This window comes from Deltaproteobacteria bacterium (genome assembly GCA_016874755.1).
Lineage (GTDB): Bacteria > Desulfobacterota > Binatia > UBA9968 > UBA9968 > DP-20.
In genome coordinates this window covers 1-17159 of record VGTH01000007.1, presented here as the reverse complement: position 1 = coordinate 17159, position 17159 = coordinate 1, and the positions used below count along the sequence as shown (strand labels likewise).

The window sequence follows — 17159 nt, the reverse complement described above, 5'->3', positions numbered from 1 at the left end:
GAAGCAGCCGGGAGGCTTTTTTCCCGGGGGCATTTATTCAAACCAGCCCAGGGGTGTCAAGGAAGCAAAATGAGGACTGGAGGAGGAGGCTTGACGAGAGAAGTGGCGCAGACTTCGAACCTCAAAGCTCTAGGCTTAGTGTCGGTCTAAACCCGCCCTATGGCTTCCGCCGGCAGCTCGATCCTAGTCTGCCGACCGAGGATGTCCAGCAGTACCGCAACCCGCTCGCTACCCTTGAGCGATTTCTCAAAGATGGCCTCCAAGCCGGAAAATGGCCCTTCGTTAATGCGCACCGCATCGCCCGGCTTAGCCGCCACTAAATCGATCTGCGCCACTCCTTCGGGGCAACGATCGCGCAGCGCGTCGATAATTTCCTGACCTACCTCAGCCAAGTGGCTGCCAAACTTTAAGAAGTCTTTGACCCCGGGTGAATAGCGGGCCGCCTTGCCGGACTCGACCATATCGAGAAATGAAAAAAGATAGCCGGGAAAAAGCGGCACCAACACCCATTGGTGGCGGCTGCCAATGCGCCGCCGCGTGCGCAGCCAGGGGAGAAACACTTCCAATCCCAAGTCGGTTAAACGCTTGGCAACTTCCCGCTCCTTCATGGGTTTGGTTTGCATCGCGTACCAACGTCGGCCCGCTTCGATGCGCAGCGTCTCCTGTGTCATGGCTCTCCAGTCTACGGTAAATAATTGTCGCAACCACCAACGTCAACTCTCTGGCATGGTAGCAAACAATAGTCGTTTTGATAACCCAAGGGGCGCCGCCGAGCCGCCGTGGCAAACCGAGCTAGACACAATTTTCTTGACAACGCAGCCAAATAACGTTTCAATGCTTGTAGTAGAAACCGGCGCAACGAAGGAAGTAAGCCCTTCGTCGTCAAAGTAGAGGAAGCGCATTAGCTGGCCGACTAAGCAGTACGAGGAGGTCGCATGCAAGCCCTGATTCACTCCCGGTTTTCCTCCGCACGACTTCCCCGACAGCTTGTCTCGAACTCAAGGTGAAACGAAACACTCATATTTGTGTGTTCAGCATCACCCATTTCACGATTTCAAATTTTCATTGCCACTGTCGTGATATAGAACCGCGCCGGAATGCGCCGCCACGCAATTCGGCGCAGTGACGAAAAGGGGGTAGTCGGAATGGATATGACCAATGAATTTGAAAACCTGATTCAAAAAGATCGCGACCGCCATCAAGCGCGCGCTTGGCGCGGCAACCTGCTCGGCTACCTGGAAAAGCTGCGCAACGATCCGCCCATCGCCCGCTTGGCCCACGCGCGCATGTACGATCTGCTGGTCAAAGCCGGCGTGCGCGACATCCACGACGACGACGATCCCCATGTGAAGCGGCTCTATAAGGACGAGTCGATCAAGGTCTACGACTTTTTCTCCGATGAATTTTTCGGCATCGAAAAGACCGTAGCTCAGATCGTCCGCTATTTTCACGCCGCATCGCTCAAAGGCGAAGAGAGCCGCCAGGTGCTCTATTTGATGGGCCCCGTGGGCTCGGGCAAAAGCTCGCTCGTGGAAAAACTCCACCGCGGCCTTGAAGAAGCCGAGCCGTTCTGTGCCATCGAAGGCTGCCCGATGCACGAAGAGCCGCTACACTTGGTTCCGCGCCACCTGCGCAAGGAGTTCGAAAAAATGCTCGGCGTGCACATCGAGGGCGACCTTTGCCCGGTCTGCCGCTTCCGCCTGCGCGACGAGTTCGCCGGCAAATACGAAGAATTCCCCGTGCACACGGTGGAATTTTCCAAGCGCGCCCGCATCGGCATCGGCGTGGTGCCGCCCGTCGATCCCAACAACCAGGACACCTCCGTGTTGATCGGCAGCGAAGACATCTCCAAGCTCGATCTCTACTCCGAGGGCGATCCGCGGGTGTTAGAGTTGAACGGCGCGCTCAACGTCGGCAACCGCGGCTTAGTCGAGTTCATCGAAGTGTTCAAGAACGAGATCGAGTACCTCCACTGTATGATCACGGCGACCCAGGAAAAGGTTGTCCCCGCGCCCGGCCGCCACGGTTTGGTCTACGTCGACACTGTCATCGTCGCCCATTCCAACGAAGCTGAGTGGCAAAAATTCAAAGGCGATCACACCAACGAAGCGATCCTCGACCGCATCGTCGTCGTCCGCGTGCCCTACAATCTGCGTCTCTCCGAGGAAGTGAAAATTTACCAGAAGATCATCCGCAACTCGGATTTCCGCGCCCATGTCGCGCCGCACACGCTGGAAATAGCTTCCATGTTCGCGATCCTGTCGCGGCTCGAGCCCACCAACAAGTGCGACCTGGTGACCAAACTGAAGCTCTACAACGGTGAAGAAGTCGTGGAGAAGGGGCGCACCAAGAAAGTCGATGTGCACGAGCTGCGTGAGGCGACCAAACGCGAGGGCATGAACGGAATTTCGACGCGCTTCATCATGAAAGCACTCGACAACGCGCTCTCGGACAACACTGCCGGCAACTGCATCAACCCGATCAACGTGCGCGAAGCGCTCATCAACATGGTCAAGGAAGCCGAGCTCTCCGACGACGCTCGCAAGCAATACCTCGAGCTGCTGCAGGACACCCTGCACAAGGAATATCTCGAGCTCTTGGAGAAAGAGATCACTCGGGCGTTTGTTTACTCCTACCAGGAGCAGGCGGAGAATCTGTTTCAAAACTATCTCGATCACGCCGAAGCGTACGTCAACAAAACCAAAGTCAAAGACCGCAACACCAAGGAAGAGCTAACGCCCGACGAACCGTTCATGAAATCGATTGAAGAACAGATCGCCATCATCGGTTCCGCCGCCGACGGCTTCCGCCAGGAAGTCATCTCCTTCCTGTGGGCCGCCAACCGGCGCGGCGAGAAGATCGAGTACCGCAGCTACGAACCGCTCAAAGAGGCCATCGAAAAGAAATTGATCACCTCGGTGCGCGACTTGAGCCGGGTCATCACCAAGGCGAGAATGCGCGACGAGGAACAAACCGAAAAGTACAACACCATGGTGAAGAATCTGCTGGAGCACGGCTATTGTGCCAGCTGCGTTGACGTCATTCTTAAGTACGCGGCCAACAACCTGTGGAAGGACTAACAGCAGATCAGTCGGGCCGATCTCTATGGATACGATCTTTCGCCCCTACATTCCATCCTCCGGGCAGCGCAGCGACCGCAGCGCCGGCGATCGGCTGCGCCACCGGGAGAAAGTCCGTGAAGCGATCCGCGGCAATATCGCCGACATCATCGCCGAAGAATCGATCATCGGCAAAGACAACAATCGCATTGTCAAAGTGCCGATCCGCGGTGTTAAAGAGTATCGCTTCGTGTACGGCGAGAACGCACCCGGCGTCGGCCAGGGCGGCGACGGCGAGGTAAAACCTGGCCAAGTGGTCAGCCAGGGCAAAGACGGCGGCAAAGGGCATCAGGCCGGCGACCAGCCGGGCACCGATTACTATGAAACCGAAGTCAGCCTCGATGAGCTAGTCGAAGTCATGTTCGAGGACCTGGAGCTGCCCGACCTCGATCGCAAGAATCTGCGCGAGATGGAAGTCGAGCGGATGTTTCGCCAGCAGGGCTACCGCAAAAAAGGCGTGCGCGTCCGCTTGGACAAGAAACGCACCGCCCGCTCGCGCATCAAGCGCAAAAAAGCATCGCTGCGTGCCGGCGTTACGCTGCACCGCGACAACCGTTTCCCGTTTCACAAAGACGACCTGCGCTATCACCACGTGGTCACCGAGATGCGCCGCCAGTCCAATGCCGTGGTGCTTTGCATCATGGACACCTCGGGCTCGATGGACACCATGAAAAAGTATTTGGCGCGGAGTTCTTTCTTTCTCCTCTACCGATTTCTCTGCACCCGCTATCAAAACGTCGAGATCGTTTTCATCGCCCACCACACCGAGGCCCAGGAAGTGACCGAAGACGAATTTTTCCATAAAGGCGAGTCGGGCGGGACTTTAATTTCCTCCGGCTACAACAAAGCCCTGGACATCGTCCACGAGCGCTACCATCCGTCGCTGTGGAACGTTTATGCGTTTCACTGCTCCGACGGCGACAATTTCGACTCGGACAACGAAGCGGCGCTGAAGGCCGCTAAAGAACTGACGCAGGTTTGCAATCTATTTGGCTACGGCGAGATCAAACCGCTGGGCGCCGGCTACTACGGCAGCACGATGATTCAATATTTTTCACAGATCACCGAGCCCAATTTTCAGACCGTGCAGATTCAACGCAAAGAAGACATCTGGCCATCGTTCAAGATTTTCTTGAGTAAGGACCGTGTGCGCGACGACGCGGCGTGAGATCCGCCATGGCAGCCCCCTACTCCATTGACGACCTCCAACGCTGGAACCGCCAGATCGTCGAGCTGGTCGAAAAGTTCGGCCTCGACCCGTACCCGCAGGAGTTCGAGATTTGCGACCATGAAGAGACGCTCTCGTACATGGTCTATTCCGGCATGCCCTCCCACTATCCGCATTGGTCCTATGGCAAATCCTTTGAGAAACTCAAAACGCTCTACGATTACGGCTTGAGCGGCCTGCCCTACGAAATGGTCATCAACTCCAATCCGAGCATCGCCTATCTGATGCGCGACAACACCCTGGCGCTGCAGGTGCTGACCATCGCCCACGTCTATGGCCATAACGATTTTTTTAAGAATAATTTCACCTTCAAGACCACCCGCGCCAACTACACCATCGAAACGTTCAAGGCCCACGCCAACCGGGTGCGGCATTATGTCGAAGATCCCAGCATCGGCCTGGAAAGAGTCGAAACCATTCTCGACGCCGCCCATGCCCTGTCGCTGCAGTGCCGGCGCAATCTCGCGATTCGCAAACGCAGCGAGGCCGAGCAGCGCGAAGACAAGCTCGAAGAATCCAAGCCGTCGCGCGACGCCTTTCAGTCGATCCATCGCCGCAAAGAATGGGTTCCACCCGACTTGGCGAAGGTGCCGCCCTATCCCGAAGAAGATATCCTGCTGTTCATTCGCGATCACAATCCGCAGCTCGCCGAATGGCAAAAGGACTTGCTCACCATCGTCCACGAGCAGGCGCAGTACTTCATCCCCCAGATCGAAACCAAAATCATGAATGAGGGCTGGGCGAGCTTCTGGCACAAGCGCATCCTCGATAGCGCCGGGCTGCCCCAGGGCATGCAGCTGGAGTTCATCGTGCGCCACAATCAGGTCTTAAGCCCCCATCCGGGAAGCTTGAACCCCTATCACGTCGGCATGAAGGTCTGGGAGGATATCGAACGGCGCTGGAAGGACCCCAACTCCAAAGAAGAAGCGGAATTCGGCCCGAAAAAGAAATCCGCCCGCGATAAACTCTTCGAAGTTCGCGAAGTCGAGCGCGACAGCTCGTTTCTGCGCCGCTATTTGACCGAAGAATTGGTCCGCGAGCTCAATCTATTCGAGTACCAGCAGCGCGGCAACGACAAAGTGGTTAGCCGCGTCGCCGATGAGGAGAACTGGCAAAGAATCAAAGACACGCTGATTCAAAGTGTCGGCACCGGCACGATTCCGGTCATCGCCGTCGATGATGCCGACTACAACAGCAACCGCGCGCTATTTCTCAAACACGCCCACGACGGCCGCGATCTCCAGCTCGAATACGCCGAGAAGACATTACAATACCTGCGCCAGCTCTGGGGGCGCGAGGTGGTTCTCGAAACCCTGATCAACGGCAAGAAAAACCACCTTCACTTCGGCGAAAACCGTTTGACCATCAAACCCGTCCACTGAGAGCAAACAAACCGGATCGTTTTCATCGCCGTCGGGACAGGCCGCGACCTGTCCCTGCAACTATGCTACGTTGGAGCTCGATGGACGATCTCGATAGAATTCAGGCCTGTCTTAGCAATCGGCTCGACCAAGGAGCGATCGGTAAGCGCCGCACCGCCGGCGTCATCGGCACGGCGCCGTCGCAATACTCGAAAAGCCCGGCGCTGTGGAATGGCGCCTTTCGCCACCTCGGCATGGACGCCATTTACGTCCCCATGGACGTCGAAGTGCGGCGGGTGCAAGAACTCCTCGCCGCGCTGCGCCGCTCGGAGCGCATGCTGGGCGTCAACGTCACGGTGCCGCACAAACTCGCAGTGATGCCCTACCTCGACAGCATCGACGCGCTGGCCAAGCGCATCGGCGCCGTCAACACAATCGTCCGCAGTCCGGACGGACGCCTGAGCGGCCACAACACTGACAGCGGCGGATTCATCAATAGCATTCTCGAAGCGCAGCCAGGGTCGCGAGCGAGCTTTGTCCCAGCGCTGGAAAACCGCACCGTGCTGCTGCTCGGCGCCGGCGGCTCGGCGCGCGCGGTCGCCTTCGGCGTCGCCGAACGGCTGGGACATGGCCGACTGATCGTCTGCAATCGAACTCTGAGTCATGCCCAGGAGCTGGCTGCAGAGATCCGCAAACTCGACAGAGACGCACAGGCCATCGACGAAGCCGGGCTGCGCCAATGGGCGCCCCAAGCCGACGTGATCATCAATAGCACGACCAAAGGCCAGGGCGGGTTCCAGCGGTTGGGCAACGGCATAGTGCAAACCACCGAGCCCTACTCGTCGCTGGCGTGCGCCGCTGTCATCGCGGTCCCGGAGCTGGAATATAGCAAGACGGACTCTGCTGACCCAAGCATGCAGCGTTTTGCAGCGGAAGTTGCAGCCAACCAGCGCGCCTCCTTGGAGCTGGCGCAGCAGATTCCCGCTGAAGCGCGCTTCTACGATCTAATTTACCACCCAGAAGAAACCATCTTTTTGCGTCACGGCCGGCTCACCGGCCATGCCACAATGAACGGCAAAACCATGATTATTGGCCAGGCCGTGTTGGCGTTTTGCGATCACATCTGCAAAACGCAGTTAGTGGAATTGGCAAAGAGCGATTCAGCAAGCCGAGCACAGATCACTCAATGGATGAATGAGTGTTGGTAGCAGTTGCCGCAGGTGCTTTGTCTCAAGCGGGAATCACCGCGCCGCAGTCAATACCAAGCGAGCGTCCCCCTCGGGCCCGGTCCCGCTGCTAGTGAAGAGCGGCGCCGGCAATGCCGGGGTTGCCTTCTGCATTTCCTTCCAAGCGCTCTCGGTCATGATCAGATAACGTTGTCCCTGGCCGAGCGTCGGCGCGATTTCCGCCACTGACGCGCGCAGCATGGGAATAGTTTGGCCGCGGTAAAACAGCACGGGATCACTGTTGAATTCTCCGAAAAGATAGAGCGGCTTTGACTGCACCCGCTGGTTTACCTGGGCCATGAACGGCTTGTAGCTTTTAGTCTCGGCGATCGCCGGCACGACGATCCGATGCGCCACGAAGCCAAAGAGAATCGAGTTGACGATCAGCAAAACCGCGGCGGCGCGCAGCCTATATCGCCAAAGCGCCTGACCGAGCCCAAGCCACAGCGCCGCCGACGCCAGCGCGACTAGCGTAAACAGATTGCCGAAATCGGCCAGCGAATCTCGCACGACGAAAAAGTTGGCGCGGTCCTTGGCGCGCAGGAGCTTGCCGATGGGCTCAAAAAACCACGCCGCGTCATGATTCCACAACGCGCCCAGGGTGATCAGTAAAAGCGCCGCGCCGACTAGCACCGCGTTGAGCGCGATCAGGCGCAACAACCATCGGCGGATCGTTCCAGCGCCAGCCATTTGGCGCAGCCATACGGCGAGCAGCAGCGCAAGCGCGGGATAGATCGGCAGCAGATAGACCGGACGCTTGCCTGCCGAGATCGAAAAGAACAAGAATATCACCACGAACCACAAGCCCAAGAACAGCTTGTCGCCGTCGGCAAACCAGCGCCGCTTGCCGTAGTCCCAAAATAGCAACGGAAAAAACACCGCCCACGGCATGCCGAGCGAGAACAGATAAGAAACATAGTAGTACACCGGGTGGCTGTGGCCCGATCCGCCGGCGAAGCGAGCGAGATTTTCCGAAACGATTTGCCGGCTAAAAAAGCCTTCACCGCCACGGCTCACCGCGATCACATACCAGCCGGCGCCAAGGATCAGCATCAGTAGCACGCCCGGATGCACGCAAAATTTGCCCAGCCAATCCCAGCGGCGCTCGAGCAAAACCAGGCTGGCGCATACCAGCGCCGGCAAAAGAATCCCCAGAGGTCCTTTGGCCAGCGTGCTGATGCCGACGAGCCCATAAAAGACATAAAGCCAAACGCCCGAGCGCAAAAAACCGCGATAGATGGCATAGAACAAACCCAAACTCAGCGTCACATAAAAGCACAGCGTCATGTCGACGCGCGCGCTCAAGGCTTGGTCGCCGTACACCAAAGTCGTAGCCAGAATGGCCGCGCCAAGGAGCGCGGTATCCGCGCCGAAAAGCTTGCCGCCGAGAAAATACACCAGTAGCACGCCGAGCGTGGCGTAGAGCGCCGACGGGAAGCGAATCGTGGCCTCGTTCATCTGTCCCGCGAGCGTGGACACCGCGGCGGCGCTCCAGTGAAATAGCGGCGGCTTGGAGGGAACGTCGGTGGCGCGCTTGAGCGGGACGAGCCATTCGCCGCGGTTCATAATGTCCTGCACCGCCATCGCTTCGCGCGGCTCGCCTTTGTCAAAAAACGGCGTGCTCGCGAGATAGGGAAAATAAAGCGCGGCGCACAATCCTATCAACAAAAAGATGTGCCACAGGCGCACCGTGGCGCTGGCTATCGCGGCCATAGGAACTACTTCTGCACTCTACCGAGCCGGCGCATCGCCTGGCCGGCGAACGTTGTGCTCAGCGCCCGCGGTGCAAACTTGAGCAAGCCGACCAGCAGCCGGTTGCGCCAACCGGGTATGACCACCGATCTGCGGCCGAGCCCGGCAAGCCCCTGGCGGACCACGGGCTCCACCGCCATCGCACCCACCGCGCGCGAACCGGCGACGTCGTGAAATTCGGTATCGGTCGACCCGGGGCAGAGCGCCAACACATCCACACCGTAACGGCCAAGCTCGTAGCGCAGCCCTTGCGCCAGCGACAGCTCGTAGACTTTGCTGGCAGCGTAGTGCGCCGAATAGGGCGTGGCGAGAAAGGCCAGCACGGACGAAACAAAAATAATCCCACCACGCTTGCGCTGTGCCATCGGCGGTCCCAAGCGATGCGTCAAGATCATCAACGCTCGGCAGTTGACCGCCAATAGATCGCTCTCCCGCTCCAAATCATGGCGCAGAAACTCTCCGGTGATGCCAAAGCCGGCATTGTTCACCAGCAAGCCAATCTCCTGCGCAGCGAGCGCAGCGCCGACTTCATCTGCGAAATCCGCGCGCGCCAAGTCGGCGGCGAGGACGCGCACCTCGATCCGATGTTTTTGCCGCAACTCCAGCGCCAGCTCTTCCAATTTATCCTTGCGCCGGGCGAGCAACACTAGATGCAGGCCACGCGCGGCCAACTGGCGAGCAAATTCCGCACCGATGCCGGCGGAGGCGCCGGTGACCAGCGCCCACGGCCCATAACGTTCGACAAAGTTCATGAAAAAGTAATTATGTTACAGAAGAAGATTACAGGTCAGCATGACAAAGTAAAGCCGACACCGTGATCGAAAGGCAGGCGGCGCGACCGCTACCAGCAGACATCAGCAAGCCCGTACGACAGCGGCCTTCCCGGCTGTGGAGGCTGTGTCGCAATTGTCATTCTGAGCCAAAGGCGAAGAATCTGCTCCATGCAACTGCGCGAAAAAGCAGTTTCTTCGCTTGCGCTCAGGATGACAAACCGGGGACTTTCCGCATTGCGACACAGTCTGGTGCGGCAGGAGTCAAGCAGCGCTCCTATGGACCGAAATTTTTTCTTTGGACAGGCCGTAGAGCCGGCACGGGTTGTCCCACACGATCTGACGCGTCATCGCTTCGTTCAGATCTTTGCGCCCGATGAAGCCGTCGAGCTCACCGCTAAACTGCTCCGGTGGCTTCTCATGGGGAAAATCCGACGGCCAGAGTAGCTGCGTGCTGCCCATCATCTGCGCCACGGCGGGGATCATCTCCTCACCGACTTCACAGGAATAATAAAGATTGCCGTTGCGCATCAGCTCGGCGGGAGACTTTTTCGCAGGATAGGGCCAGCGGTTGTAGCGCTGTTCGAAGCTCTCCTGCAACCGGTGCATCAGATAGGGCACCCAGCCGCAGCCCGATTCGAGAAACGCGACACGCACATTGGGGTAACGCTCGAAAATGCCGTGAATCATCATGCTCGTCAGTTGCTGCATTTGACCGAACGGATGACTCAACGGATAGACCCCGGCAAAACTGGTGAAATGATCCAAGCCCAGCTCCGCCGCCGAGCCGCCATGCACGCCGAGGGCAGTGCCCAATTGGTCCGCCATCGCAAAGATCGGTTCGAACTGCGGCAGACCATAGCCCTTTAGCGGATTCATTACCGCCACCAGCATGCCGCCCACCATGCCAAGTTTACGAACGCAGCGCTCTAACTCCTTGGCAGCCTCCGGCGGATCTTGCACCGGGAGCAGCGCCACGCCTTGAAAGCGCGGGCTCACTTTAATGTAGTGCTCATGGAGCCAGTCGTTGTAGGCGCGTGCCAAAGCCACTGCGCCATCGGCATCGTGAATCAGACCGAGCGACAACCCGCCGCTCGGGTAAAGCACGGTGGCATCGATCTGGCAGGCATCAAGAAACTCGATCCAGCGTTTGGCGTCGGGGGACTCGCGCTTGCGCGGCGTCAAAGCGCCGCGCATCCAGCCGTCGCGCGGAAACAAATTGTATTCGCGCTTGCCGTCTTCTTTGTGAAAACCGCTGGGCAAGAACTCGCGCAGTTCGTGTGATACTTCGACGACATGACCGTCAGCGTCGATGACCGGGACTGGGCGCACCATGACTGGCCTCCGGAAGTTTGCGTTGTTAAGACTCTATTTAGCTGCTCATTTACACCGCCAGCCCATCGGTAAGCAAGCGCTTCGATGAGCGCTTTGCATTTATTCACCAAGAGTTCACGAAAATTTTCTTGACTCGGACCTAAACTCTAGACCATTGAAAGGAATCGGGCAGTTGTTACGTCCAATCCAATCATTCGCCGGATTTTCTGCGGCATGGACCATCTGCGTCGCTTTATTCTGATGGTTTACGTTGAGAGGAGGAATCATGCCATCATTTCTCTGCTTTTTGTGGTGGATCGTCTTGGCTGCGTTCTTAGGCTGGCTCGCCAGTTGGCTGCCCAGCAAGCGCTACAAACGCCCGCCGACGGTCATCAATCGACCGGTGGACGCATCGTCGACCGTATGGTGGACAACCCGGAGCACTTGGCACGGATCAAAACGCTGGAGGGTGAGCTCGCCGTGCTGCCAGGGCTGCGCAGCCAACTCGCCAAATTGGAGGCCACGGTCGACAACCCGGAACACCTCATCCGCATTAAATTCCTGGAAGACGAAATCGCCAGGATTCCCGCGTTGCGCAATGAGATCGTCGAGCTGCGCTCGGCGCCGCCGAAGATCGTCGAGGTCGAGAAGATTATCGAGAAACCGGTCGACCGGGTGGTCGAAAAAGTCGTCGACCGTGTCGTCGAAAAAATCGTTGAAAAGACCGTCGATAACCCGCAGCACATGGTACGGATTCGCGCCCTCGAGTCCGAAGTCTCGGCCATCGCCGGACTGCGTAGTCAAATCGTTTCGCTGCAATCGGCGCCGCCCAGAGTCGTCGCCAACCCGGAAACCTGGCCCGAACAAGCCGACCTGGCTGCGCGCAATCGTTGGCGTGCCTTGAAGTCGCTGCAAGACGGCCTCATAGCCGGTAATCGTTAAGGAGTAACCCATGGAAACCAATTACGGTATGACCGCTGATTCCTATAGTTCGTATAACAAGCTTGACACGACTGTTGGATTGATACTGGGCGCGCTGTTGTTTTTGCTGCCGCTGCTATTCAGCATCGGGCCAAGCTCTTGGCGCCAGTGCTCGGTCGGCGCGTCGGCGCCGGTGGCTGCTCCTGTAGCACCGGTGGCACCGGCGCCGGAACCCGTCGCCGCGCCTGCGCCCGCTCCGACGCCGGCGCCCGCGGTGGCCGAACCCATCCCCGATGCGCGCGTTTACTTCGCGTTCGACAAATTCAATGTATCAGGCGACGTCAACAACACTTTCGCGAAAGTGGTCGCCTACTTAAAAGGTCACGCCGGCGCGAAAGCCCATCTGGTCGGCTTTCACGATCCTGCGGGTGCAGACTCCGAATACAACCGCCAGCTAGCGCTCAACCGCTCGCAAAACGTACGGGCGAGCTTGGAGGCAGCCGGTATCGCGCGCGACCGCATCGTCATCGACAAACCCCAGCAAACCACCGGCACCGGCACGCCCAACGAAGCGCGCCGTGTGGAAGTCACGATCAAGCCAAAGGTATTTATCTCCGGGATTTTCCAAGTGAGCCGTCCAGCGCCACGGACGGCTCACCTGGCCCCCGGCGGCGCATCAGGGCTCGCCGCAAAATTTGACGGTGTTGTGGTAGAGAATCTTCTGTTTCTGAGCGTCGGTCAAGTCGCTGCGCTCTAACAATTCACTCGCCGCGTTGTCGCGCCCTTCGCCATGCGGGTAGTCGGAGGAGAAAAGAATTTGCTCCTCACCGACCAACGCCATCTCTTGCAAGAGCAACGGGTCGTCAGCTTCCGGTGCGATGAAAAATCTTCCCGATCTGAGATATTCCTCAATCGCTCGCTCGGGCAAACGGCCGAGCGCCTTGACCGTCGGATCGCGCCGATAACTCGGCATGTAGTGACCGAGCCGCCCAGTGACATAAAAGAGCCACTCGGCACCGAACTCAAGAAAAGCTACTTTGAGCTGCGGGTAGCGATCGAGCATGCCCTGCGCCACCACCGCAACGAAGCCAAGGATAGCAGGCATGCCCATGGCAATGACATGCGCTTCGAGGCGCGTTTCGACCAGATTGTCGAAGGGCGGATAGCTCCTGCCCATGTGCACACAAAGCGGCAGTCCGGTGCGCGCGAGCTCATCCCAAATCGGCGTAAAACTCTGGTGTGACAGCAGGCGCTCACCGGCCGTGCCGAAGACCACCGCCACTGAAGCGCCAAGCTCCGCCATCTCGCCAACCGCGGCGATGCCTTCAGCAACATCGCGCAGCGGCAATAGCGCCGCCCACTTGAGCCGTTTCGAATCGGCTTTGCACTGCCGACCGGCATAGCGATTGTAAGCGCGAAACATCGCCGCCTCAAAAAATGGATCGTTGCCCATGGCCGCGTACAGACTCGACGGGAAGAGCAGCTGCGCGTCAATGCCGAATTTGTCGAGGTCGTGCAACCGTGCCGCCGGATCGGAAAGGTCTTGCGAACCGAGGTCGTCACCGCGCGCGCCGAACTCGCGCAGGACTGTCGTCGGCGTGTTGGCGCCCTGGGCGCCGGGGCCATAGGGATGGGGCTCCATACGCCCTTCGATCAACCACCCCGTCCGCCGGGTGCCGGCGCCATCGTTATCGGACACGGTCAAGGGGCGCGGCCGCCGCACATGATACTCCTTTGGCAGGTCCGCCCACATGGCCGGGCTCATCATCACATGGGCATCGGCATCGAAAACTTTGTAGTTGTGGATCATGCTCCCCTCCTGGCCACGCGTTATAGTCGCCGCGCCACAAACAAGTCAATCGTCGATCGGTGCGCCGTTATGCGTTGCTGTTGATAACTTGTTTGACAGTGTCGGTGGGCTCACGTTAACTGCGGAGTTGAATAAATTCCAAGAGGCGATTGACGACATGATGACCGATCTCGAACCGCCGCAGATTCGCGCGATCACCGGCCTGGAGTTGGCTGCCGGGGTTTTCGCCAAATGTTCGGATAGTCTGGCGACTCAACTGCAAGTATCGCTCGGTCTAGGCAAACGCGACCGCGGCCGCACGGAGTTTCGCATCGGCATCAACGGCGACGTTTACGGCGGCATCTTGGCGCCTCTGGAAGTCGGCACACGGCGTGTCGACATCGCCTACGTCAACCCGGCAGCAATGGTCACGGTGGCGTATCGCGGCAAAGGCCCTTACAAACAAAAGCTGCCGCTGCGCGTGCTCGGCGGCTTCCCGTCGTGGGATCGGATTGCGCTCGTTGTTTCGAAGGATCTCGGCGTAAAATCGCTGCACGACATCGCCAAGCGCAAGATTCCGCTGCGCGTCTCGACGCGCTTCTCCGGCGTCAACAACGGGACTTACTATACGATTTCCGCCCTGCTCTCCCACTACGGCTTTTCCTTCGGCCACATCAAGAAATGGGGCGGCCGGGTTCAAGAATGTGGCCGGCCGTTTGCCGCAGAGCGCATGAACGCGATTGGCAAGCGCGCCATCAATGCGGTTTTCGACGAAGGCGTCAGCACGGTCGGCGGCTGGCTCGATCTCGCGTTGGAAAACGGCTTCGAAATTATCCCGATCGAACTGGCCATCGTAAAAAAAATGGAACAGATGGGCTACACCCGCGCTGTTCTGCCGAAAAAGCGCTTTAAACAATTGACGGCAGACGCGCTCACCATCGACTACAGCGGCTGGGCTCTGGTGACACACAAGTGGCTACCGGACAGAGTCGCGTACGCGGCGATCCAGACCATCGACGAAAAAAGCAAGCTCTTGCCGATCGACGACGAAAAACCGCTCAACATGAAAGAACTCTGTCGCGGCTCGGAAAAATGCCCGCTGCAGGTGCCGCTCCATCCCGGCGCGGCGAAGTATTATCGCGAGAAGGGCTATCTGTAGAAAATCGGGTTTGGAGTACTGGAGTTTTGGCATGATGGATGCCGAACCAATACTCCAACACTCCATCGATCCCAATTGAGGTTTCCCATGAGCTATCAAATCATCGGCCAGCCGGTGCCGCGCATCGACAACATCGGCAAAGTCACCGGCGAGTCGCGCTATACCTCTGATGTTCTCTTGCCCGGCACGCTGTGGGCCAAGACGCTGCGCAGCCCGCACGCCCACGCGCGCATTACGCGCATCGACACGGCACGGGCCGAGAAGGCGCCGGGCGTGCGCGCCGTGCTCACCGGCAGCGACGTGCGCGGTATTATTTACGGGCGGCGCTATCGCGATATCGCTGTGCTCGCCCAGGACAAGGTCCGTTTCGTCGGCGAGCGCGTCGCCGCAGTGGCGGCCGATACGCTGGAGCAAGCCGAAGCCGCCCTCGATCTTATCGAGGTCGAATACCAGGAGCTACCAACGGTGTTCGATCCCGTCTCTGCCAGCCAAGAGGGCGCGCCGATTGTCCACCCCGAGGTTGCGACCTACAAAGGGCTACCTAAGCCGCTCGCCGGGCCAACCAACGTGTTTGTCGACGACGTCGCGATTCGCGGCGACGTGGCCGTTGGCTTCGCGCAAGCCGACATCGTTGTCGAGAACACCTACACAGTGCCGCGCGTCCATCAGGCGTTTCTTGAACCACATTGCTGCCTGGTGTGGATTGACGAGCAAGAACGCATCCAAATGTGGTCACCCTGCAAAGTACCGCAGGGATTGAAGTCGAGCATGGCGGCGGCCTTCGATCTGCCCAAGGACAAAATACGCGTCAACCCGGTCGCCATCGGCGGCGACTTCGGCGGCAAGGGCGCACCCTTCGACGAACCGATCTGCTACCTGCTGGCGAAGAAAACCGGCCGGCCGGTAAAGATGGTGATGGAGTACCGTGAAGAATTTCTTGCCGGCGCACCGCGCCACGCCGCTGTCATGCGGCTTAAAACCGGCGTCAAGCGCGACGGCACCATCGTCGCCCACGAAATGGACGCCTACTTGGACGCCGGCGCCTACGGCGGTTTTCGTCCCGGCGCCGTCGTCGGCGGCATCTCCCACGGCGGCGGCTGCTACCGTGCTGAGCACGCGCGCATCGCCGTCAAGCGCGTCTACACCAACAATCTCCCGGGCGGCCAGATGCGCGCGCCCGGCGAACCGCAAGGCATGTGGGCAGCGGAGTCGCACATCGATTGCGTGGCGCGCAAGCTCGGCATGGACCCAGCCGAGTTTCGCCTGAAGAATTTGATCGAAGAGGGCGAGCGCACCATGACCGGCGGCCACTACGAGAATATCAAAGCCAAAGAGACCCTGCGCGCCGCGCTCGACGCAGCACGCTATTCGGCGCCCAAGCCAACCAACATCGGGCGCGGCGTGGCCATGGGCTATCGCGGTCCGGGCGGCGGCAACACGGCGATGCAAATCTCCTTGGAACCCGACGGCTCAATCGTCATTCACACCGGCCTCTTCGAGCAAGGCTCCGGCACCTATACGACGCTGCGCCAAATCGCCGCCGAAGAGCTTGGCTGCACGCCGGAAGAGATCCGCATCGATACCCTCGACACCGACGGCGGCGTGCCCTTCGATTCCGGCATTGGCGGCAGCCGCGGCACACGAGTTGCCAGCGGCGCTGCCCACACCGCCGCATGTGATGCACGAGAAAAACTTTTCATATTGGCGGAAAAATTGTTGAATTGGCCTAAGGCAGAGATCTCTCTCGCAAATGGCTCGCTGCTTCACCGACAAACCAAACAGCGCCGCCGTTGGCGCGAGCTGCTCAAAAGCGTTGGCCGCTCAATCGTCGGCGAAGCCGTCAACAAAGACGAAGAACATTCACCCGTCACGGCATTCGCGGCGCAGGTGGCCGAAGTGCACGTCGATCCTGAAACCGGCGCGATAGCTCTACGCAGATTAATTACGGCCCACGATACCGGCGTTATCATGAACCCCGTCGGCCACCAAGGGCAGATCGACGGCGGCGTCGTGCAGGGCGTTGGCTACGGCTTGATCGAGCACCTGCCAGTTTTAGATGGACGGGTCGAGGTGGCTCACTTCGGGGAGTACAAGATTCCTAACGTCAAAGACATTCCGCCACTCAAAACCGTATTAGTGCAGGGCGATAGCGGAGTTGGACCCTACAATGTGAAGGGCATTGGCGAAAATCCGATTGGCCCGGTGGCACCGGCCATCGCCAACGCGGTCGAAGACGCAGTGGGCGTTAGAATCAAAGACCTGCCCATCACCGCAGAAAAAATTCACGCGGCCTTAAAGCAGAAATAAGCCAAGATTTGTAACATTTTCTTGCAAATTTTTCTTAATTGCCATATTAAAAACGGCAACAGCGCGTTGACCCGACCCTGTTATCCGAGCCGTTGTCAATAGGTGTGTAAAAAGATACTAGGCGGCGACCCTCATCTCTTTGCCATTGTCATACTTCGTCCCGCGCGCTACTTTTCCGACAAGCTGTGGTGCGTTCAGTTTGCGGAAGCTCTT

Annotated in this window: 12 protein-coding genes and 1 pseudogene; 8 read left to right on the top strand and 5 right to left on the bottom strand. The window is 58.8% G+C overall.

Translation table 11 applies throughout. The features are described from left to right. Window positions 1-146: 146 nt before the first annotated feature. On the bottom strand, window positions 147-671 hold the full coding sequence (locus tag FJ145_05900; protein ID MBM4260962.1) for a hypothetical protein: 525 nt from the start codon (window positions 669-671) through the stop codon (window positions 147-149). A gap of 474 nt (window positions 672-1145) precedes the next feature. On the opposite strand from FJ145_05900, the gene FJ145_05895 reads away from it, so the two are divergent. The 4 genes from FJ145_05895 (at window position 1146) to FJ145_05880 (ending at window position 6916) form a co-directional block, all read left to right on the top strand. After that, window positions 1146-3080 carry a serine protein kinase gene (locus FJ145_05895; GenBank protein MBM4260961.1) on the top strand — a complete coding sequence of 645 codons (1935 nt, stop codon included), beginning with the start codon at window positions 1146-1148 and terminating at the stop codon, window positions 3078-3080. Window positions 3081-3105: 25 nt separating this feature from the next. Beyond that, window positions 3106-4287 (top strand): sporulation protein YhbH, encoded by a 1182-nt coding sequence (yhbH, locus tag FJ145_05890; GenBank protein ID MBM4260960.1) that lies wholly within the window; start codon window positions 3106-3108, stop codon window positions 4285-4287. An 8-nt stretch (window positions 4288-4295) separates the two neighbouring features. Next, window positions 4296-5729: a SpoVR family protein gene (locus FJ145_05885; protein MBM4260959.1), complete on the top strand. Its 1434-nt coding sequence runs from the start codon at window positions 4296-4298 to the stop codon at window positions 5727-5729. Window positions 5730-5791: 62 nt separating this feature from the next. Next, entirely contained in the window at window positions 5792-6916 is a 1125-nt protein-coding gene (locus FJ145_05880; protein ID MBM4260958.1) for a shikimate dehydrogenase, read from the top strand. Window positions 6917-6949: 33 nt separating this feature from the next. Here FJ145_05880 and FJ145_05875 read toward each other — a convergent pair whose 3' ends face one another. The 3 genes from FJ145_05875 to FJ145_05865 all read right to left on the bottom strand — a co-directional run bounded on the left by FJ145_05875 (window position 6950) and on the right by FJ145_05865 (window position 10791). Further along, a complete protein-coding gene (locus FJ145_05875) occupies window positions 6950-8647 on the bottom strand; it encodes a glycosyltransferase family 39 protein (GenBank protein ID MBM4260957.1) in 1698 nt (565 codons plus the stop codon). Window positions 8648-8652: 5 nt separating this feature from the next. Beyond that, entirely contained in the window at window positions 8653-9438 is a 786-nt protein-coding gene (locus tag FJ145_05870) for an SDR family oxidoreductase (GenBank protein MBM4260956.1), read from the bottom strand. A 282-nt stretch (window positions 9439-9720) separates the two neighbouring features. Next, window positions 9721-10791 carry an amidohydrolase gene (locus FJ145_05865; GenBank protein MBM4260955.1) on the bottom strand — a complete coding sequence of 357 codons (1071 nt, stop codon included), beginning with the start codon at window positions 10789-10791 and terminating at the stop codon, window positions 9721-9723. Between the two features lie 609 nt (window positions 10792-11400). Between FJ145_05865 and FJ145_05860 the strand changes: the two are divergent. Next, window positions 11401-11490 (top strand): annotated as a pseudogene (locus FJ145_05860) (DUF2760 domain-containing protein). 232 nt (window positions 11491-11722) lie between these two features. Then, window positions 11723-12448, top strand: coding sequence for an OmpA family protein (locus FJ145_05855; GenBank protein MBM4260954.1), 726 nt, complete (start codon window positions 11723-11725; stop codon window positions 12446-12448). Here the strand turns inward: FJ145_05855 and FJ145_05850 are convergent. Further along, window positions 12368-13501: a hypothetical protein gene (locus FJ145_05850; protein ID MBM4260953.1), complete on the bottom strand. Its 1134-nt coding sequence runs from the start codon at window positions 13499-13501 to the stop codon at window positions 12368-12370. The two genes, FJ145_05855 and FJ145_05850, sit on opposite strands and share 81 nt — an antisense overlap. Between FJ145_05850 and FJ145_05845 the strand changes: the two genes are divergently transcribed. Beyond that, on the top strand, window positions 13500-14639 hold the full coding sequence (locus FJ145_05845; protein MBM4260952.1) for a hypothetical protein: 1140 nt from the start codon (window positions 13500-13502) through the stop codon (window positions 14637-14639). The two genes, FJ145_05850 and FJ145_05845, sit on opposite strands and share 2 nt — an antisense overlap. An 87-nt stretch (window positions 14640-14726) precedes the next feature. Then, the gene (locus FJ145_05840) at window positions 14727-16946 is read left to right on the top strand and encodes a xanthine dehydrogenase family protein molybdopterin-binding subunit (GenBank protein MBM4260951.1); all 2220 of its coding nucleotides are present in this window, start codon (window positions 14727-14729) and stop codon (window positions 16944-16946) included. Window positions 16947-17159: the final 213 nt, after the last annotated feature.